This window comes from Planktotalea arctica (assembly GCF_002105285.1).
In the GTDB taxonomy this organism is placed as follows: Bacteria; Pseudomonadota; Alphaproteobacteria; order Rhodobacterales; family Rhodobacteraceae; genus Planktotalea; species Planktotalea arctica.
The window spans coordinates 128,451-147,051 of record NZ_MUHR01000011.1 but is presented as its reverse complement, the minus strand read 5'-3'; the positions used below and the strand labels follow the sequence as shown (position 1 = coordinate 147,051).

Annotated in this window: 16 protein-coding genes; 9 read left to right on the top strand and 7 right to left on the bottom strand. The window is 58.9% G+C overall.

Annotated features, from left to right (window positions below; all coding sequences use genetic code 11):
- Nucleotides 1-32 precede the first annotated feature (32 nt).
- The 6 genes from B9P63_RS11365 to hflX all read left to right on the top strand — a co-directional run bounded on the left by B9P63_RS11365 (nt 33) and on the right by hflX (nt 8,426).
- Nucleotides 33-2,255 carry a sensor histidine kinase NtrY-like gene (locus tag B9P63_RS11365; protein ID WP_085309230.1) on the top strand — a complete coding sequence of 741 codons (2,223 nt, stop codon included), beginning with the start codon at nt 33-35 and terminating at the stop codon, nt 2,253-2,255.
- A 15-nt stretch (nt 2,256-2,270) separates the two neighbouring features.
- Nucleotides 2,271-3,683, top strand: coding sequence for a nitrogen assimilation response regulator NtrX (gene ntrX, locus B9P63_RS11360; protein ID WP_085309228.1), 1,413 nt, complete (start codon nt 2,271-2,273; stop codon nt 3,681-3,683).
- 177 nt (nt 3,684-3,860) lie between these two features.
- Nucleotides 3,861-5,237: a Trk system potassium transporter TrkA gene (trkA, locus tag B9P63_RS11355; protein ID WP_085308821.1), complete on the top strand. Its 1,377-nt coding sequence runs from the start codon at nt 3,861-3,863 to the stop codon at nt 5,235-5,237.
- 9 nt (nt 5,238-5,246) lie between these two features.
- The gene (locus tag B9P63_RS11350; RefSeq protein ID WP_085308819.1) at nt 5,247-6,764 is read left to right on the top strand and encodes a TrkH family potassium uptake protein; all 1,518 of its coding nucleotides are present in this window, start codon (nt 5,247-5,249) and stop codon (nt 6,762-6,764) included.
- Between the two features lie 151 nt (nt 6,765-6,915).
- Nucleotides 6,916-7,155 carry an RNA chaperone Hfq gene (gene hfq, locus B9P63_RS11345; protein ID WP_085308817.1) on the top strand — a complete coding sequence of 80 codons (240 nt, stop codon included), beginning with the start codon at nt 6,916-6,918 and terminating at the stop codon, nt 7,153-7,155.
- On the top strand, nt 7,155-8,426 hold the full coding sequence (gene hflX, locus B9P63_RS11340; protein WP_085308815.1) for a GTPase HflX: 1,272 nt from the start codon (nt 7,155-7,157) through the stop codon (nt 8,424-8,426). The genes hfq and hflX overlap by 1 nt, the downstream gene beginning before the upstream one ends.
- 86 nt (nt 8,427-8,512) lie before the next feature.
- Here hflX and B9P63_RS11335 read toward each other — a convergent pair whose 3' ends face one another.
- Nucleotides 8,513-10,990, bottom strand: a complete 2,478-nt coding sequence (locus tag B9P63_RS11335) for a penicillin acylase family protein (RefSeq protein WP_085309226.1) — start codon at nt 10,988-10,990, stop codon at nt 8,513-8,515.
- Nucleotides 10,991-11,097: 107 nt separating this feature from the next.
- Here B9P63_RS11335 and B9P63_RS11330 point away from each other — a divergent pair, with 107 nt between their 5' ends.
- Nucleotides 11,098-11,970, top strand: a complete 873-nt coding sequence (locus tag B9P63_RS11330; RefSeq protein ID WP_085308814.1) for an NAD(P)-dependent oxidoreductase — start codon at nt 11,098-11,100, stop codon at nt 11,968-11,970.
- A gap of 99 nt (nt 11,971-12,069) precedes the next feature.
- Here the strand turns inward: B9P63_RS11330 and B9P63_RS11325 are convergent, their stop codons facing one another.
- On the bottom strand, nt 12,070-12,405 hold the full coding sequence (locus B9P63_RS11325; RefSeq protein WP_085308812.1) for a DMT family transporter: 336 nt from the start codon (nt 12,403-12,405) through the stop codon (nt 12,070-12,072).
- Nucleotides 12,406-12,417: 12 nt separating this feature from the next.
- On the bottom strand, nt 12,418-12,873 hold the full coding sequence (locus B9P63_RS11320) for an Lrp/AsnC family transcriptional regulator (RefSeq protein WP_085309224.1): 456 nt from the start codon (nt 12,871-12,873) through the stop codon (nt 12,418-12,420).
- 116 nt (nt 12,874-12,989) lie between these two features.
- On the opposite strand from B9P63_RS11320, the gene B9P63_RS11315 reads away from it, so the two are divergent.
- Nucleotides 12,990-13,196, top strand: a complete 207-nt coding sequence (locus B9P63_RS11315) for a DUF6356 family protein (protein ID WP_085308809.1) — start codon at nt 12,990-12,992, stop codon at nt 13,194-13,196.
- Between the two features lie 60 nt (nt 13,197-13,256).
- Here the strand turns inward: B9P63_RS11315 and B9P63_RS11310 are convergent, their stop codons facing one another.
- The 4 genes from B9P63_RS11310 to B9P63_RS11295 form a co-directional block, all read right to left on the bottom strand.
- Nucleotides 13,257-14,471: an NADP-dependent isocitrate dehydrogenase gene (locus tag B9P63_RS11310; RefSeq protein WP_085308807.1), complete on the bottom strand. Its 1,215-nt coding sequence runs from the start codon at nt 14,469-14,471 to the stop codon at nt 13,257-13,259.
- 29 nt (nt 14,472-14,500) lie between these two features.
- Nucleotides 14,501-15,688 (bottom strand): multidrug effflux MFS transporter, encoded by a 1,188-nt coding sequence (locus B9P63_RS11305; protein WP_085308805.1) that lies wholly within the window; start codon nt 15,686-15,688, stop codon nt 14,501-14,503.
- A 72-nt stretch (nt 15,689-15,760) separates the two neighbouring features.
- Complete coding sequence (locus B9P63_RS11300) at nt 15,761-16,405, bottom strand: DsbA family oxidoreductase (protein ID WP_085308803.1); 645 nt, start codon at nt 16,403-16,405, stop codon at nt 15,761-15,763.
- Nucleotides 16,392-17,897, bottom strand: coding sequence for a class I adenylate-forming enzyme family protein (locus tag B9P63_RS11295; RefSeq protein WP_085308801.1), 1,506 nt, complete (start codon nt 17,895-17,897; stop codon nt 16,392-16,394). Before B9P63_RS11295 ends, B9P63_RS11300 begins: the two co-directional genes overlap by 14 nt.
- Nucleotides 17,898-17,963: 66 nt before the next feature.
- Between B9P63_RS11295 and B9P63_RS11290 the strand changes: the two genes are divergently transcribed.
- The gene (locus B9P63_RS11290) at nt 17,964-18,587 is read left to right on the top strand and encodes a helix-turn-helix domain-containing protein (protein ID WP_085308799.1); all 624 of its coding nucleotides are present in this window, start codon (nt 17,964-17,966) and stop codon (nt 18,585-18,587) included.
- The last annotated feature ends 14 nt before the right edge of the window (nt 18,588-18,601 follow it).

Sequence of the window (18,601 nt, the reverse complement as noted above, 5' to 3'; positions counted from 1 at the left end):
AAATGGCGCGGCGCAGCAAGATGTCTTTGTGGATGCGCCTGTCGCATTTGCGTCGCCAGCGCGGTGTGCAAAACGCGTTCACGCTGGGCGTGGTCCTGCTTGGCCCGCTTTTGGCGTTCGCAACGTTTCTTGTGCTTGGACCACTGGATCAGAACGTGGCGGGACCAGCGCTGCGTTTTGTTCTGCTGCTTGATCTCGTCTATGTGATTGTGGTCGCAGCGCTTGTGCTTCAGCGCGTGGCGCAAATGATTTCGGCGCGGCGTGCGCGCTCGGCCGGATCGCGCCTGCACCTGCGCCTTACCGGAGTGTTTGCGCTGATGGCGCTTATCCCGACGGTTACGGTTGCAATCTTTGCTGGCTTGACGATCAATATGGGTCTTGAGGCGTGGTTTTCCCAGCGTGTTCAACGGGTTGTTGGCAACTCCTTAGCCGCCGCAGAAGCCTATGAAAATGAGCAGCGCCGCGATTTGGAGCAGGACGCGATGGCGCTTGCCAATTATATCAACCTGCGCCGCGGCGAAGTGCGCTTTACCCGCTCTGCGAGCCTGCGGGAGGTTCTACGCGAGGGCCAGTTGCAAATTCAGCGCGGCCTGCGCGAAGCCTTTATCGTTGATGGCACAGGCGCGATCCGCGTGCGCGGCGAACGCTCGTATATGTTCGATTTCGAAGAACTTGCTCCGGTCGAAGTCAAAGCGGCGCAAGTGAATGGCATTTACGTGATAGAAGACTGGAAAAACAATGAGTTCCGCGCGCTTGTTCACCTAAAGGGTTATCTTGATCATTATCTCTATGTGAGCCGCGAGGTAGATGGTCAGATTCTGCAACTGCTAGACGAAACTCAGGAAACCGCGCGTTTTTATCAACAACAAGAAAGCGAACGCGGGCGACGTCTGTTCGAGTTTGGCCTCGTCTATATTGGCTTTGCCCTGATCCTCATTCTGGCAGCGGTCTGGCTTGGCCTCTGGTTTGCCGAGCGGCTCTCGCGTCCTGTTGGTCGCCTTGCCGGTGCGGCGCAGCGCGTGGGTGCAGGCAATCTGGACGTTCAGGTCCTTGAAGAAGAGGGCGACGACGAAATCGCGATGTTGGGGCGTTATTTCAACCAGATGACCCGTCAACTCAAAGGGCAGCGCGACACGCTGCTCGAGAACAACCGCCAGATTGACCGGCGTCGGCGCATGTTCGATTCGGTCCTGTCGTCGGTGACATCTGGGGTTGTCGGGCTTGATGCGGAGGGACGCATATCCTTCGTCAACCGCTCGGCAGAACGTTTGCTTGGTTGGCATCAGGACAAGCAGGACGTGCCCCTCGCACTTGCGGTGCCGGAGTTCGGCCCGCTGCTGGACAAGCTGCGGTCGGGCAAGATGAGCACGTCGCAGAACGAGGTCAAAGTGAGCCGTGACGGTCAGCTTGAAAACCTTTTGGTGCGCATGTCACGGCGCCTGCGCGATGATGGCTCGCTTGAGGGCTATGTCGTTGCATTCGATGATGTGACCGATCTGGTCACGGCGCAGCGTATGGCCGCTTGGGGTGATGTGGCGCGGCGCATCGCACATGAGATCAAAAACCCTTTGACGCCGATCCAGCTCTCGGCTGAACGTATCCAGCGGAAATTTCTTCCTCTTGTCGGGGATGAAGGGGAAAAACTTGAGCAAATGACTGGTGTGATCATCCGCCAGACGGGGGATTTGCGCCGTATTGTCGATGAATTCAGCAAATTTGCGCGCATGCCCGAACCGCAGCTGCGCAGCTGTGATCTGGTGACTTTGGTGCGCGATGCGGCACTTTTGCAAGAGGCGGGCCAGCCCGAGGTTGCGTTCACTGTGACCTTGCCAAAGGGGGATATCCCCGCGCAACTGGATGAGACGATGATAAGTCAGGCTTTGACCAACCTGATCAAGAATGCGGGCGAGGCAATTGAAAGCTACGTTGAAAAATACGGCAGCGACACCGCGCAGCGTTCCGTCTCGATCACTCTGAGCTACGAGGGCGACAAGGCGATGATCGAGATCGCGGATAGCGGCATCGGTTTGCCCGAGGATCGCGCGCGTTTGTTCGAACCCTACGTAACGACACGCGAAAAAGGCACAGGTCTCGGCCTGCCGATCGTGAAGAAAATTATCGAAGAGCATGGTGGTTCGTTGGTCTTGACCGACTCGCCGCTGAAAAACGGGCAAGGCCTCTTTGGCGCGATGGCAGTGGTGCGTTTACCGCTGCTGTCGCCGACGCAGGCCGAGCTTGATGACATGAAGACTTAAATGGTGGAGAGAATGATGGGCGACATTCTAATTGTGGATGATGAACGCGATATCCGGGAGTTGATTTCGGATATTTTGGAAGATGAGGGGTTCAGCACGCGGCTGGCCGGCACGTCGGATGCCTGTATGGCAGAGGTCAGCGCCGAGCAGCCTGCGCTGATGATCCTTGATATCTGGCTCAAAGACAGCTCGATGGACGGGATCGATATTCTGAAGGTGATCAAGAAAGATTACCCTGATGTGCCGGTGGTGATCATTTCGGGGCATGGTAACATCGAGATTGCTGTCGCCGCGATCAAACAGGGCGCGTATGATTTCATCGAAAAGCCCTTTAATATTGATCAGCTCATGGTTGTGGTGCGCCGCGCGATGGAAACATCAAGACTGCGCCGCGAGAACCAGACGCTGAAACGGCGCGATGCGCCGAGCACCGAAATGATCGGGGAAAGCGCAGCCTTTCGCACGTTGATCAGCCAGCTTGACAAGGTGACGAAATCCAACGGACGGGTTTTGCTGCGTGGTCCCGCTGGATCGGGCAAGGAAGTGGCGGCGCGCTATATCCATGCCCACTCGAACCGCGCGGATGCACCGTTCGTGACAGTGAACTGCGCCGGGGTCGAACCCGATCGCATGGAAGAAATGCTGTTCGGACGCGAGGGCAAGGAGCAGGGCGTGCAGCCCGGCTTGCTTGAGCAAGCGAGCGGCGGTGTGATCTATTTTGACGAGGTGGCCGATATGCCGCTGGGTACGCAAAGCAAGATCCTGCGCGTGCTGGTGGATCAACAATTCCTGCGCGTGGGTGGATCGGACAAGGTGCGCGTTGATTTGCGGGTGATCTCGTCCACGAGCCGCGATCTGGAGGCGGAGATCGAAGCGGACCGGTTCCGCGAAGAGCTGTATCATCGCCTCAACGTGGTGCCGATTCCGGTGCCATCTCTGGAGGAGCGCCGCGAAGATATCCCGCTTCTTGGTGCGCATTTTATCGAAGAGTGCAATAAATCCCAAGGGCTTGCGCTGCGCGCGTTTTCCGATGAAGCGGCAGCGTTGATGCAGACGATGATCTGGCCGGGCAATGTGCGGCAGTTGAAGAACCTCGTCGAGCGGGTGTTGATCCTGGGCGACGGCACCGGTCCGATCGAAGCGAAGGAGTTGCCAAGCGAACCTGTGGGCAATGACGAAGAGGGGCGCGTTGTGCTTTCTGGCTCGCTGGCGACGCTGCCACTGCGCGAAGCGCGAGAGGCCTTTGAGCGCGAGTATCTGCTGACGCAGATCAACCGTTTTGGCGGGAATATTTCGCGCACGGCGAATTTCGTTGGAATGGAGCGCTCGGCTTTGCACCGCAAGTTGAAATCGCTTGGCGTGGTGACGACCAACAAAGCCGGCGCGCGTATCGCGCAGGTCGAGGAAGAGGCGGCGCAGGCAAGCTAGCGCTCGTTGGTTTGAAGAAAATGTGCGCCTGAAGGCGCGCATGACAAGCGGCCCCGGCGGGGCCGCGGGTTTGAGTTTAAAGGGCAAGATGAAGGGGTTTAAGGCTTTGTGCTGTGCCATTGACCCGGCTTGCCTGCTCTGTCATTCAAGCCGGGATGAGTTCAGCAGAGGCCGGACATGAAGGTCATTATTTGCGGTGCGGGTCAGGTCGGCTGGCAGATCGCACGACATCTTTCAGGCGAGCGCAATGACGTTACGGTCGTGGATAACAATCCCGAACTGGTGCGGCGCGCGACGGATTCTCTGGACGTGCAGGGCATCGCCGGTTTTGCCAGTTATCCCGATATTCTGGACCGCGCGGGTGCGCGCGATGCCGATATGATCATCGCGGCGACGCATTCGGATGAGGTCAACATGGTTACGTGCCAGGTGGCCCATTCGGTTTTCGCCATTCCGCGCAAGATTGCGCGTTTGCGCAGTCAATCCTATCTGGACGCGATCTATTCTGATTTGTACCGGCGCGATCACATGCCGATCGATGTGGTAATTTCCCCCGAGAAGGAAGTGGCGGACGCGGCTTTGCAGCGCCTTTCGGCACCATCGGCGTTCGACACGGAAACCTTCATGAACGGCAAGGCGCAGCTTTTGGGCCTGTCGATCGAAGAAAATTGCCCGGTGGTCAACACGCCGCTGCGCCAGTTAAGCGATCTGTTTTCCACGTTGCGCTCGATCGTCGTCGGCGTGCGGCGCGATGGTACGCTGTTCGCGCCCGAAGCGGGTGATCAGCTTTTGGTCGGGGATGACTGCTACGTGTTTTGCCACGTGGAAGATGTCAGCCGCACAATGGAGATTTTTGGCAAGACCCATAAATTGCAAGAGCGCGTGGTCTTGATTGGCGGCGGCAATGTTGGCCTCGCGGTAGCGCAGGCGCTGGAAAAGCGCACGACGCGGGTGCGCGCCAAGATTATCGAGAAAAGTCGCGCGATCGCCGAGCGCGCAGCCGACGCACTGGAGCGCACGATTGTGTTGCATGGCGACGGGCTTGACGGCGCACTGCTTGCGGAGGCCAATATCAGCCGCGCCGATGCGGTGCTGGCCGTGACCGATGACGACAAGACCAACATGCTGGCAGCGGTGCGCGCCAAGGCGGCGGGCTGTCCGATGGCGGTGGCCTTGATTAATGATCCTACGCTGGTGCCGCTTATGGGGCCGCTGGGCATTGATGCCTATATCAACCCGCGCTCCACCACGGTGAGTTCGATCCTGCGCCATATTCGCCATGGGCGCGTGCGCTCGGTCTATTCCATCGGCGATGCGGAGGCGGAGATGATCGAGGCGGAGGTCTTGTCGACCTCGCCGCTCTCGGGCCAATTGATCCGCGATATCGATTTCCCCGAGGGGGTGTTGCTGGGCGCGGTGCTCAAGGACGGTAAACTACACAGACCCAGCGGCAAGCTGCGCATTGACGAGGGCGATGTGGTTGCCATTTTCTCGATGAGCGCGGATGTGCCCGAGGTGGAGCGTTTGTTGCAAGTCTCCATCGATTTCTTCTAGGGGGCGGGCATGCTCGCGCGTATCCTCGATCTGCCGGTCTTTCTGATCTTCGTCATTCTTGCGTGCAGCGCCATGTTCATTCCCGCCATCCATGCGCTGACCCAAGAAGAGTTCCACGTGGCGCGCAGCTTCTTTTATTCGAGCCTTCTGGGGCTGATCCTATGCGCGTTGATCGGCATCGCCATGTCGGGGCGCGCAACGCATAACACGGCGCTCGAGCATCTTCTGGCGCTGCTCGCGGTATTCGTGATCCTGCCCGTCGTGCTTGCGGTGCCCTTCTATGAGGCGCTGCGCACCACCAGTTTCGTGAATGCCTATTTCGAGATGGTGTCTTCGCTGACCACAACGGGCGCAACGATGTTTCCCAACCCCTCGCGCCTGCCATCGAGCCTGCATTTGTGGCGCGGTATCGTTGGCTGGTCGGGGGGGTTGCTGATGTGGATCGCCGCTGCTGCAATTCTTGCGCCGCTCAATCTGGGTGGTTTCGAGGTGACCACCAGCGCAGAGCCAGGGCAGGGTGGATTGCGCCGCGTCGATATGCGCGCGGCCTCGCCGGGGCAGCGCCTTATTCGCACCACCAAACGCCTTTTTCCCATTTATGCGGGACTGACGCTGACGCTTTGGCTCTGCCTTATTATTGCTGGCAATACGCCGCTGAACGGCTTGATGCACGCGATGGCAACCCTGTCCACCAGCGGAATTTCGGCCATTGGCGGCATCGAGGAAAGTACCGTGGGTGTGCCCGGCGAAGTTCTGGTATTCCTGTTTTTGCTGTTTGCCCTGTCGCGCCTGACGTTTTCCACCGACACGATCACAGGGCGCACGCGCGGGCTGCATGAGGATGCGGAATTTCGCATCGGTTTGATGTTGGTGGTTGGCGTGCCGATGCTGTTGTTCATGCGTCACTGGCTTGCATCCTTCGAGGTGAACGAGGAAGAGAACCTGCGCCAGGCGCTCAAGGCGCTTTGGGGCGGGATGTTCACGGTGCTGTCGTTTCTGACCACCACTGGCTTTGTGAGCTCCGAGTGGGAGGCGGCGCAGGGCTGGTCGGGCTTGGCAACGCCGGGAATGATCCTGATGGGGCTGGCCTTGATGGGCGGCGGCGTGGCGACGACCGCAGGGGGCGTGAAATTGCTGCGCGTGTTCACGCTTTATCTGAATGGACTGCGAGAGATGCAAAAGCTGATCCATCCCTCTTCGGTCAGTGGCAAGGGTGCGCACAATCGCCGTGTGCGCCGTCAGGGCGCTTATACTGCTTGGATATTCTTCATGCTGTTCGCGCTCTCGCTTGCGCTTGTGACCCTCGCGCTTACCGGTTTCGGAGCGAGCTTTTCGCAGGCCCTTGTGATGTCGGTGGCAGCGCTGTCCACGACCGGCCCATTGCTTGATGTGGCGGGGGCCGAGCCGATCTTGCTGACGGATTTGAGCGCGGCGGCCAAACTTTGCTTTGCAGCCGCGACTATCCTTGGGCGCCTTGAAACACTGGCGATCATCGCACTTTTGACGCCCGAGCTTTGGCGTAAATAACCCGCTGCCCGAGATACTTGGAGCGATTCCAAAAAAGCGCTGGAAACTCGGGGCGCAAGCCTACATACTTTTAAGGATGACGACCCGCCCTGATCGCAGGGCATTCGCTGCGCCCAAAAAGAATAACACGCAAGAATAAAGGCATGCCCCAATGGCCACTGATAGACAGAACCTGCAAGACGCGTTTCTGAACCATGTTCGCAAGACCAAAGTTCCGGTCACAGTATTCCTGATCAACGGTGTGAAATTGCAAGGTGTGATCACCTGGTTCGACAATTTCTGTGTGCTTTTGCGCCGCGACGGGCAGGCGCAGCTGGTCTATAAACATGCGATTTCGACCATCATGCCAAGCCAGCCGATCAGCCTATATGAGGGCGAAGACGCCAATTGATGGATCATGATCCAGCGGTGACCCACACGTGGGTTTTGCATCCGGACATCAAATCGAACAATGATCGCCGCTTGCCCGAGCCGGCTTTGGCAGAGGCTGTTGCCCTTGCCGAAGCGCTGCCGGGGCTTGAGGTAAAGGGTGAGACCATTGTGCGCTTGCCCAAGGCCCATTCGGGCATGTTGTTCGGCAAGGGTAAAATTCAGGAATTGCATGATCTGTTTGATCAGCACGAGATCGATCTGGTGCTGATAGATGGGCCTGTGACGCCAGTGCAGCAGCGCAATCTGGAGAAAGCCTGGGGCGTGAAGCTGCTTGATCGCACGGGACTTATCCTCGAGATTTTCTCGGATCGTGCGCGCACCAGCGAGGGTGTGTTGCAGGTTGAAATGGCGGCGCTGAGTTATCAGCGCACGCGGCTGGTGCGGGCTTGGACGCATTTGGAACGTCAGCGCGGTGGCCTTGGTTTTGTCGGGGGACCGGGCGAAACGCAGATCGAATCGGATCGCCGCGCGATTGATGATCAATTGGTGCGTTTGCGTCGCAAACTGTCCAAAGTGGTGAAAACCCGCGCGTTGCACCGTGATGCGCGCGCCAAGGTGCCGTTTCCGATCGTGGCGCTGGTGGGCTACACCAACGCGGGCAAATCGACGCTGTTCAACCGGCTGACCGGTGCGGATGTCTTTGCCAAGGATATGCTTTTTGCCACGCTGGATCCGACGATGCGTGCGGTGGAATTACCGGATGGTCCGCAAGTTATCCTGTCAGACACGGTTGGCTTCATTTCCGATTTGCCGACCGAACTGGTCGCCTCGTTTCGTGCGACGCTTGAAGAGGTTCTGGCCGCAGATTTGATCGTGCATGTGCGCGACATCTCGCATGAGGGCAGTGAAGAGCAGGCGGCGGATGTGCGCACGATTCTGACGTCGCTTGGCGTCGGGGAAGGCGCGAAGCAGCTCGAGGTCTGGAACAAGATTGATTTGCTGGAACCGGATGCGCAGGACGCTGTTCTGGCGCGCGCGGCGCGCAATGATGATGTGCTTGCGCTGTCATCGGTGACGGGCGCGGGCATCCCCGAGTTTATCGCTGCCGTCGAGGCGGCGCTGGAGGGGGAGATCATCGAAGAGACGTTGGTGCTGCCCTATTCTGACGGTAAAAAGCGCGCCTGGTTGTTCGAGCGCTCGCTTGTCGAGGCAGAGCGCCAAGGCGAGCAGGGTTTCGAGCTTGATCTACGCTGGAAGGCCAAGCACCGTGCGCAGTTTTACGCGCTTTAAGCGGTTGAAGTTTTTCAACTAAAAGATTTGGAAATTCCTTTAGAAGGAATTTGGCCTCCGGCGGCGATATTTATAGAAAGAGGATGCTAGGGCTCGTTTTGCACGGGCACGAGTGTGGTGACGCCAACGGCAGCCGCGCGTGCGAGGCCTTCATCGAGCGACATGGGAATATATTCACCGCGCCGCCATAGCGTGCCTAGATCATCGTAGTGGCGTGAGAACAGATGTCCTGATTGCCCCGTAGAGATGATGAAGAGCGAGCTGTCCGGATCGGTGAAGTCATAAACTCCGCGATAGCCAGCGCCGTGCACGTTCAAGAAACCGTCCATGCCGCCGCCGCCTTTGGTACGTCCCCGCATTAGCGTGTTGTCACCGCCCGATGTTGATTGGCGAATGTTGACGAAATAGCGCAGCAGCGGCACTTCGCCGAGCACCGCGTGATCATGGGTGGCCTGATGCGCATCGCCCCAGCGCAGGGAGGTCAGATCGCTACTGTAGTTTTCCTCGAGCCACAGGATCGCCGTGTCCAGCGATTGACGCGCGATTTCGGTGCAGGTTTCCACAGGCGAGGATTGCAGGATATCGCACCACTGCGCAGCGCCGCCGATATCGCGGTAGACGCGCTCGATGAACAGCGGCTCTACATGTTTGAATTCGCCAGCTAGCGGGCCAAGTTCGTCCTGGATCAGGCGATCTTGCAACGCGCGCAGCCAAGCGGAATAGATCAGTGGCTCTGGCAGATGTTCGTTCATCTCGCCGTTCCAATTTGCCAGCAGATCCAGCGCGATCTGGCGTTTGCGCGCGGGTGTTCCGGCCTGCGCCGCGTCGCCCGTGAACCACAGATCGGCCCCGATCAACGGCAAGAGCGTGCGCGCGGTGATGCTGACCGTATCGAGCTGTGCTTCAACAAAGCTGTCGCGCGTGTGCACCTGGCGATTCTGCATCAATCGGCGCCAGCGCTCGATACGCTGGCTGTCGCCCCACTCGTAGCTGACGTGCACGGGGAAGGGACGCTCGACCAGTTTATTGTTGGTATTGCCCAGAATGCCACCCTCGGGATCAAGGAACGCAGGGTTGGTTGCAGCGGGCAAAACGCCCTGCCAGCGGTTTGCGGCGATCCAGCCGGGGCTGGGCATGCGCCCTTTGCTTTGGTGATCGACGTCGCGGCGCGGCATGGCACCGATCAGTTGCAACGCGATCTTGTCCTTGTCCACCAGCGTGAGATTTTGCGACGGTGCGATATAGGCCTCGGCGCTGATAAGGGCGCTTTGCACATCGGCGGCCTGCATGATGCCCATCGCCGCGCTCATCGAAGTGTCGCGCGGATCAAGCGCGGTCCAAGCCAGCGCCGCCACATGCCCCTGCGGCGTGATCGCGGCCAGATCGAAGTCTGTGCCTGTCATGACGGGGCCGTTGTCGCTCCAGCGCAGGGTAATGGTGACCGGTTCGGCGTCCTTGATGTTGATAATCGATTTGCGCGTCTGAAACGGTTTGAACCCTTCGGGCGTGCGGTATTCTTCGGGGTTCTCGGGGTTGAGTTGCTCGATATAGAGGTCCTGATCATCGAGGTAGGACGATGTGATGCCCCAGCCAAGGGTCGAGCTGCGCCCGGCCAGAACCACGGGCATGCCGGGGATCGTTCCGCCAATGACGCCGCCCGAAGCCAGCTCGAGCCGCGCGAGATACCAGATCGTCGGGGCGCTGAAGCCAAGGTGTGGATCATTGGCTAAAAGCGTGCCGCCAGCAGCTGAGCGCGAGGGGGCCGCAGCCCATGCGTTCGAGGCACCAGCAAGCCCGCGCAGGGGCACGGGGTGAAGCGGATCGCGCGGTGCGCTGCCCGCAGCGTAGCGCGGCAAGGGCGCTTTGAAGAGCGAGGAGAATTCAGGCAAGGCCGCAAGGCCCGTGCCCGGCATATCGGGCAGAATGTCCGAGAGTCGCGCTGCATCAGGCAAAATGAGCGAGGTGCGCGCGCGCAGCACTTCGTCCTGCAAATGACCGGAGAGTTGCAGCGCCATAAGTTTGATCACCGCGAGGGAATCGGCCGGACGCCATGGCGAGATCGGTGCACCAAAGAGGAACATTTCGGGTGCACCGCGCCCTAGCGCGCTTTGGTTGATTTCGGCGATGCGCATGTTGATGCCTGCCGCATAGGCCTGCAATGCGGCAGAGGTGCGCGCGTCCTGACTGTCCACAGAGGCGCTAGCGAGACGATAAAGATCGAGGCGGCGCAGCAGCGTGTCGATGCCTAGCGTGCGTTTGCCAAAAACTTCGGAGAGGCGCCCCTGCGCGGTGCGGCGCAGCATGGTGATCTGCCACAAGCGGTCCTGCGCATGGGCATAGCCGAGGCCAAAGAACACATCCGCATCGCTCGCGCCAAAAATATGCGGCACGTTGGCATTGTCGCGTACAATTTCCACGGGGGCGGAAATGCCCTGAACTTCAAGCGTCTTGGTATAATCGGGCAAGGAGCGCGCAGCGAGGAAATAGGCCAGAAGCGACGCGACAAGTGCTGCGATGACGGCACCGCCGGCGAGGCGCAAAGCCCAGCGAAAGATCAAAATCATATAGTTGCCTTTCGTTTCCCCAAGGAGTCGGCGCGCGCCAAAGCACTTGTCTTTGGCGCGCAGACTCGACACATGCTTTAGGGCAATTCTAGCGGAGGGAAAAGCAGATGGCGAAATGTGCATTCTTGGGTCTCGGTGTCATGGGGTATCCGATGGCCGCTCATTTGAGGGACGCGGGCCATGAGGTCACGGTTTACAATCGCAGCGCCGAAAAGGCGCGTGCTTGGGTGGCGCAGCATGGCGGCAGTTTTGCGAGCACGCCGCGCGAGGCTTCAATGAGTGCTGATTTTGTGATGGCCTGCGTTGGCAATGATGACGATTTACGCTCGGTTTGTCTTGGGGAAGAGGGTGCGTTTGCAGGCATGAGCGAGGGTGCGATTTTTGTCGATCACACGACAGTGTCTGCGAAAGTGACCGCGCAGCTTTATAAGGCTGCGGATAGTGCGCAAATCAGCTTTGTGGATGCGCCGATTTCCGGTGGGCAGGCGGGCGCAGAGAATGGTGCTTTGTCGATCATGTGCGGCGGCGATGCCGGTGCCTTTGCGCGCGCAGAGCCGGTGATGCAGGCCTATGCCAAGCTGTGCCGCCGCATTGGCGAGAGCGGCGCAGGGCAAATGACCAAAATGTGCAACCAGATTGCAATTGCGGGGTTGGTGCAAGGCCTGTCCGAGGCGCTGCATTTTGCCGAGAAGGCGGGATTGGACGGACGCGCGGTTGTTGAAGTAATTTCGCAAGGCGCAGCCGGATCATGGCAGATGGCGAACCGCTATGAGACGATGATCGACGATGAATTCGAGCATGGTTTTGCAGTGGACTGGATGCGCAAGGATTTGGGGATTTGCCTTGATGCGGGCGACGAGGTGGGCGCGAGCCTGCCGGTGACCGCGTTGGTCGATCAGTTCTATAAAGACGTGCAGAAACTGGGCGGTGGGCGCTGGGATACATCGAGCCTGATCAAGCGTTTGCGTGCGATGGGCTGACTGGGTGGATGGGGGCGCTGCCCCCGCCCATCAAAGATGGCCTCCCCCGAGGTATTTCAGGACCCGAGAAGCGACGTGGACGTTAACCTTAATCTGGAGTTAATGGGTGGCGGTGTTGGAGAAGAGGTGGATCACGATGATGCCGCTCAGGATCAGGCCGAGGCCGAGGATTGCGGGCAGATCGAGTTTTTGCCCGTAGACCATATATCCGATACTTGTGATGAATATGATGCCAAGGCCGGACCAGAGCGCATATGCGATGCCGAGCGGGATCGTGCGCAGGGCAAGCGCGAGAAAGTAAAAGCTGATGGCATAGGCGATGACCACCAATGCCGAGGGCCAGAATTTGGTGAACTGGTTGCTGGCCTGCAGCGCCGCAGTTCCGATGGTTTCGCAGGCAACAGCGATAAGCAGAATGATGTAATGGGACGGCATCTGTTTGATCCTCTACAGCGGCAGGGCCGTGGTTTCCTTGATCTCTTCCATCACGAAGCTGGCCGAGACATCCGCGAGTGAAACAGATGCGGTGAGTTTTTGATAGAGGCGGTCGTAGTCTTTCATATCCGCCACGCGAGCACGGATAAGGTAATCAAGTTCGCCCGACATGCGGTAGACCCCTTGAATTTGCGGTAGTGCCTTAGCGGCGCGAGCGAATTTTTGCGACCAATCTGCATCATGGCGATCGGTGCGCACCTGAATGAATACGCTGAGCGGCAGGCCGATCGCATCCGCGTCAAGCAGCGCGACCTTGCGTTTGATCACCCCCGCAGCACTCAGAAGTTTGATACGCCGCCAGCAGGCGTTGCGCGACAGGCCCACCGTTTCGCCAAGGGTTTCAAGCGAAACGTCACAGTCGCGTTGCATGTGTTGCAGGATGCGGCGGTCAATTTGATCTATTTCCATAAAATTCGGAGTACCATGGGAGAATGTCACAAACAATAGTGCTGCAACGGTATATTTTGGGACATATTTGCGGTGGTTTTGATACATCTTTGCCAAAATCAAAAGGGAGACCCGCCATGTTCCGCCGCATCTTTATCGAGCATCCTAAAAGCGTCGACGAGAGCTATTTCGAGCATATGGCCTTCGCGTTGAAATTCGCAGGCCTCCTTACGCTGGCCGCAGGCGCCGCCTTGATTCATGCGTTCATGCCCGCCGCCTGCGAGAAGACGGCGAGCAAGATCATTGGCAAGCTTTATGCGCGCACGCACAATCGCGGCCAGTAACGCGCCAACGCGCATTCAAAAGGGCGACGCAAAGCTGCGGCGCCCTTGATGCGGTCTTGTCTAGCCGGCCAAGGCCGTGTTCAGGTTCTCTTCGATCTTCTCGAGAAAGCCTATCGTGGTCAGCCAGCCCTGATCGGGGCCAACCAGCAGCGCGAGGTCTTTGGTCATGTGACCCGCCTCGACCGTTTCAACGATCACGCGTTCCAGCGTGTCGGCGAAGTTCAGCAGCGCCGCGTTGTCATCCAGTTTCGCGCGGTGCTTCAGCCCGCCTGTCCACGCATATATTGACGCGATGGAGTTGGTTGAGGTCGACTCCCCGGCTTGATGCTGGCGGTAGTGGCGCGTGACGGTGCCGTGCGCCGCCTCTGCCTCGACGATCTTGCCATCGGGGGTCATCAGCTGCGAGGTCATCATCCCGAGCGAGCCAAAGCCCTGCGCGACCACATCCGATTGCACATCGCCGTCATAGTTTTTGCACGCCCAGACGAAGCCGCCGTTCCATTTGATTGCGCAGGCAACCATATCGTCGATCAGGCGGTGTTCATACCAGATGCCTTTTTCCTTGAAGGCTTCGGCGAATTCCGCCTCATAGACCTCCTGGAAGATTTCAAGGAAGCGACCGTCATATTGCTTGAGGATGGTGTTTTTGGTGGACAGATAGACGGGCCAGCCGATGTTCAGACCATAGTTAAGCGATGCGCGCGCGAAATCGTAGATGGATTTATCCACGTTATACATGGACATGAACACGCCCGCGCTGTCGGCTTTATATACTTCATGCTCGATCTCTGTTCCGTCCTCGCCGACAAATTTCATCGTCAGAGTGCCAGCGCCCGGGAACTTCATGTCCGTGGCTTTATATTGATCACCGAACGCATGACGCCCGACAACAATCGGCTTGGTCCATCCGGGCACAAGGCGCGGCACGTTCTTGCAGATAATTGGCTGGCGGAAAATCACGCCGCCAAGAATGTTGCGGATCGTGCCATTTGGCGATTTCCACATCTGCTTGAGGCCGAATTCCTCGACCCGTGCCTCGTCGGGCGTGATGGTCGCGCATTTGACGGCGACGCCCACTTCGAGCGTCTTTTCAGCGGCGTCGATTGTCACTTGGTCATTGGTGCGATCACGCTCTTCAATGCCGAGGTCATAATAGAGCAGATCAATGTCGAGATATGGCTCGATCAGCTTTTTCTTGATGAAATCCCATATGATGCGGGTCATTTCATCGCCGTCCATTTCAACAATCGGATTTGCGACTTTGATCTTGCTCATTGGTCTGCCTTTCGAATGGGGATTACGGGCTATTTGGCCTCGTCGCGGCGAAGTTTCAACATCAGGGCGGTGCCGATGATGCAAGCAATAAACGTTGCCCCTGCAAGTGGCACGGGGGTTCCGTCGAACAGCAGGCCGACAGGAGCAGCGATAAAGATGGCAAGCACCGTTGAAACACCGCCAATGATTGAGGCGGCCAGCCCTGCGATATGTCCCACAGGCTCCATTGCCAAAGCGTTAAGATTGCCCAGCGTCATGCCCGCCATAAAGAAGATCGAGGTTTGCCAAAGCACGAAGGCTGCAAAATACAGCGCATCGGCGGGCTGGATAAACGCGATCAGCAACATGAGCGCGGAAAACATGATTTGCGCACCAAAGCTGATCAGGATCAGCAGGCGCATGCCAAAGCGCACCACCAGCATCGCGTTCAGAAATGATGCGCTGCCGGAAAACAGCGCCACGATAGCGAACCAGAACGGAAAACTGGCCTCGCGCGCGAAGGTCACGTCATAGATCGGCTGCACGCTGGAAATCATTCCGAACAAAAGCCCGTAGCCAAGCGTTTGGCAGGCGATGGAAATGCGCACGCTACTATGGGTGAACAACTCTTTGGTGGCACTCACGAGCGCGCGAATGTTGAAAGGACGGCGGTTCTCGCGCGCTAGGGTTTCAGGCAGGCGCAGGTGCATCCACGTCAGCGAAAATAGCGAAAACCCCATGAACGCGATGAAAATACCGCGCCAGCCGGCGAGCGCGATAATCCCTGCGCCCATCAGCGGTGCCACGGCGGGCACCAGCGTGAACACCATCATCACAAAGGACATCATCCGTGCCATTTCGCGCCCGGAATGCAAATCGCGAATGATTGCGAGGGTGACGACACGCGGCCCTGCCGCGCCGATGCCTTGCATCACGCGCGCCGCCAGCACCACTTCGAGCGAGGAAGAGCGCCAGGCGACAAAGGCCGAAACGCAGTAAATTATCGCGCCCAGTGTGATAACCGATTTGCGCCCGAAGCTGTCAGAAAGCGGGCCTGTGATGAACGTGCCGATACCCATGCCCAGAACGAAGCTGGTCAGGATAAGCTGCGCACGATTGGGCGCATCCGGGCTAAGCTCTTCGGCGATCTGCGGCAAGGCGGGCAGCATGGCGTCGATGGAAAAGGCAATGGTGGCGAACATCATCGCGCCAAAGGCGATGAATTCGACGGTCCCCATGCGAGAGGGGGCGCTGGCGTTACTCACACTGAACTACTTTCTGCTGGATTGCTGCGCATGCTGCACGCTTGATCACGCGGGGATATCCAGCTGTGCTTTGATATCGGTGATTATGCTGCGCCAGACATCGACAGGCTGTGCGCCCGGAACGGCGTGCTGGCCAGCAACAATGAAGGTGGGCACGGAATTGACGCCCATCTTGCGAAAAGACGCATCCTTTTCGCGGATGCCTTCCAGATCTTCGTCCGTCGCCAAAAGCCGCTGCACGAGGGCGGCGTCCATGCCGCAGGTGTCTGCGATATCGGCCAGAACTTCGCTGTCGCCAATGTCGCGCCCTTCTTTGAAATAGGCGCGAAACAGCGCGGAGACGACCATGGATTGACGCTGCTCGATGCCTGCCCAATGAATGAGGCGGTGGGTGTTGAGTGTATTCGGCGTGCGCTGGATCGCGCCCAGATCCAGCTCCAATCCGACAGAGCGCGCGTGCTCGTCAATCTGGCCGTAGACCTTGACCGCTTGTGCCTTGCCGCCGAATTTGCCCTCGAGATAGGCGCGCCGGTCCATGCCCTCCAGCGGCATGTCAGGGTTCAACTGAAACGGATGCCATTCAATTTCGAAGGGGTGCTCGGGTTCTGCTTCAAGCGCGCGGTCCAGCAAGGTCTTGCCAATATAGCACCACGGGCAAATCGGATCGGAGATTATATCAAGTTTGACCATATTGGGCTTCCAGTTGCTGACGCAAAACGCGGCGCAGCAGCTTGCCATTGGCGCTGGTGGGAAGCGTGTCGCTGTGGTGGTAAATGCGTGGCTGCTTGTAGCGCGCAAGGGCAGAGTTAGCCAGTGCGTCAAACGTGCTTTGTTGCACAGGCGTGCGCGCGGTGTAGCACAGGGCGATGACCTGCACGCCGGGCTTGAGGGTGATTTCCAGCGCGGCGCATTGCTCCAGACCTTGAAGGGTCGAAAACGCGCGCTCCACTTCCAGCGGCGAGACGCGAAAACCGCCTGCGTTCATCATATCATCGTTGCGTCCTTCATAACGGATCGCGCCGCTGGCATCGCGCCGACCCAGATCACCCGTGACGAACCAATCGCCCTGAAACCGCGCGTTCGTGGCATCTGGAGCGTTCAAATAGCCCAGCATCAGCCCGGGATCGGAGCGGTGAATGGCGATCGTGCCTGAATCCGCGCTCTTGCCATGTTCGTCCAGCAGCGCCGTGCGACGCCCTGTTTGCGGGCGGCCAAGTGCGCCCGGATCGACCGGATTACTCGGGCTTGAGGAAATAAAGGTGGAGCATTCTGACATGCCGAAGGCCTCGTAAACGCGCAATCCCGTGGCCGCGTGCCAGTCTTCGTGGAGCGCGGCGGGCATTTTTTCACCTGCACTAAGCGCATGGCGCAGCTGCGGCAGTGCTGGGATATCCGATTGCAACACCTTGCGAAACACCCCCGGCGCAGCGGCGAAAAGTGTGGCATCATGAGCCGCGAGCAAACGCGGCAACGCGCTTGGCGGGGTTGCGTCCTGCGGGATCAGCGCGCTCGCGCCAAGCGTCCATGGGTCCATCAGCCCTGTGCCAAGCGTGAAAGTCCAGTTGAACGCCCCCGCATGAAGCAAGCGGTCGCTTGCGCGCAAATCATACCAATCGCTGTGCATCATCCGGCGCGCCCAGATCGCGCGGTGCGCATGCAGCACGGCGCGCGCGCTGCCTGACGTGCCGGAGGTGAACACGATATAGGCGGGGCGCTCGGGATCACCCATGTGCCAAGGCGCGGCGGGCAGATCATACATTGCCCGTAGCTCGTTTAGCGTGATGCGCTTGGCCTGCGGTGCGTCGGGCGCGGAAATTTTTGCATCTTGCAGCACCGCATCAACGCCGATACTCGCGCTCATTCTGGTAATCTCCGCTTCGCTAAGCGCCGCAGAGGTCGGCACGGCAATCATCCCCGCCGCAATCGCCCCAAGGTAGGCGATGGGGAAATCGGCGGTATTGCCAAGGCGCAAAAGCACGGTGTCCCCAGCCCGTAGCCCCGCCGCTTGCAGGCCTGCCGAGGTGCCGCACACCGCCGCGATAAGGCGCGCATAGCTCCAAGTTTGCGGCGCAATGCCCAGCACTTCAAGCGCCGGATGATCGGGGGTTTTCGCGCCAGCGGCCAGCACATAGGCAGCAAGGTTAAAGGGCGCGGGGCAGGGCGTTTGAATAGTGTGTGACATAGCGCTTCGGTAGCGCAGCCTTGCGCCTGATTGCAAGCTCCGCGCACGCGCAGTATAGGGGCGAGCATGAGCAATGATCCCAAGAACCTGATCCGCATTGCGCGCGAAAGCGGTGAGCATGCAGCGCCCGAACCGCTAGATCTGGGCAGCCGCGTGCGTGAATTGCGCAAAGCGCAGGGCTGGACGCTGGAGCGTGCGGCAAATCAGGCGGGCCTCGCACGCTCGACCCTGTCCAAGATCGAAAACGGTCAGATGTCGCCCACCTATGATGCGTTGAAAAAGCTGGCCGAAGGCTTGCAGATCACCGTGCCGCAGCTTTTCACGCCGCCGCAGCAAGGCCAGATCAACGGGCGTATGGCCGTGACCAAATCGGGCGAGGGCACGGCGCAGGCGACAGTGACTTACGAGCATGAATTGCTCGGCGAAACGCTTAGCCGCAAAAAGATGATGCCCTACCGTGCCCGTGTGCGTGCGCGCAGCTTTGAGGAATTTGATGGCTGGGTGCGCCATGACGGCGAAGAATTCTTATATGTGCTGACGGGCGTTGTGCGCCTTATCACCGAATTCTACGAACCCGTCGAAATGCGCCGCGGCGATAGCGCCTATTACGACGCCTCCATGGGCCATAACGTGATTTCGATCAGCGAAGAGGATGCGAATATCCTTTGGGTTACATCGCTTGCGGACTAGCCGTCTGCTTGCGC

Excerpts from the sequence above, each read along its gene's own strand:
- B9P63_RS11325 (WP_085308812.1), bottom strand. The coding sequence starts at position 12,405 with ATGCCGTCCCATTACATCATTCTGCTTATCGCTGTTGCCTGCGAAACC.
- hfq (WP_085308817.1), top strand. The coding sequence starts at position 6,916 with ATGGCCACTGATAGACAGAACCTGCAAGACGCGTTTCTGAACCATGTT.
- hflX (WP_085308815.1), top strand. The coding sequence starts at position 7,155 with ATGGATCATGATCCAGCGGTGACCCACACGTGGGTTTTGCATCCGGAC.
- B9P63_RS11295 (WP_085308801.1), bottom strand. The coding sequence starts at position 17,897 with ATGTCACACACTATTCAAACGCCCTGCCCCGCGCCCTTTAACCTTGCT.
- ntrX (WP_085309228.1), top strand. The coding sequence starts at position 2,271 with ATGGGCGACATTCTAATTGTGGATGATGAACGCGATATCCGGGAGTTG.
- B9P63_RS11305 (WP_085308805.1), bottom strand. The coding sequence starts at position 15,688 with ATGGGGACCGTCGAATTCATCGCCTTTGGCGCGATGATGTTCGCCACC.
- B9P63_RS11335 (WP_085309226.1), bottom strand. The coding sequence starts at position 10,990 with ATGATTTTGATCTTTCGCTGGGCTTTGCGCCTCGCCGGCGGTGCCGTC.
- B9P63_RS11365 (WP_085309230.1), top strand. The coding sequence starts at position 33 with ATGCGCCTGTCGCATTTGCGTCGCCAGCGCGGTGTGCAAAACGCGTTC.
- B9P63_RS11315 (WP_085308809.1), top strand. The coding sequence starts at position 12,990 with ATGTTCCGCCGCATCTTTATCGAGCATCCTAAAAGCGTCGACGAGAGC.
- B9P63_RS11300 (WP_085308803.1), bottom strand. The coding sequence starts at position 16,405 with ATGGTCAAACTTGATATAATCTCCGATCCGATTTGCCCGTGGTGCTAT.
- B9P63_RS11320 (WP_085309224.1), bottom strand. The coding sequence starts at position 12,873 with ATGGAAATAGATCAAATTGACCGCCGCATCCTGCAACACATGCAACGC.
- B9P63_RS11290 (WP_085308799.1), top strand. The coding sequence starts at position 17,964 with ATGAGCAATGATCCCAAGAACCTGATCCGCATTGCGCGCGAAAGCGGT.
- B9P63_RS11350 (WP_085308819.1), top strand. The coding sequence starts at position 5,247 with ATGCTCGCGCGTATCCTCGATCTGCCGGTCTTTCTGATCTTCGTCATT.
- B9P63_RS11310 (WP_085308807.1), bottom strand. The coding sequence starts at position 14,471 with ATGAGCAAGATCAAAGTCGCAAATCCGATTGTTGAAATGGACGGCGAT.
- trkA (WP_085308821.1), top strand. The coding sequence starts at position 3,861 with ATGAAGGTCATTATTTGCGGTGCGGGTCAGGTCGGCTGGCAGATCGCA.
- B9P63_RS11330 (WP_085308814.1), top strand. The coding sequence starts at position 11,098 with ATGGCGAAATGTGCATTCTTGGGTCTCGGTGTCATGGGGTATCCGATG.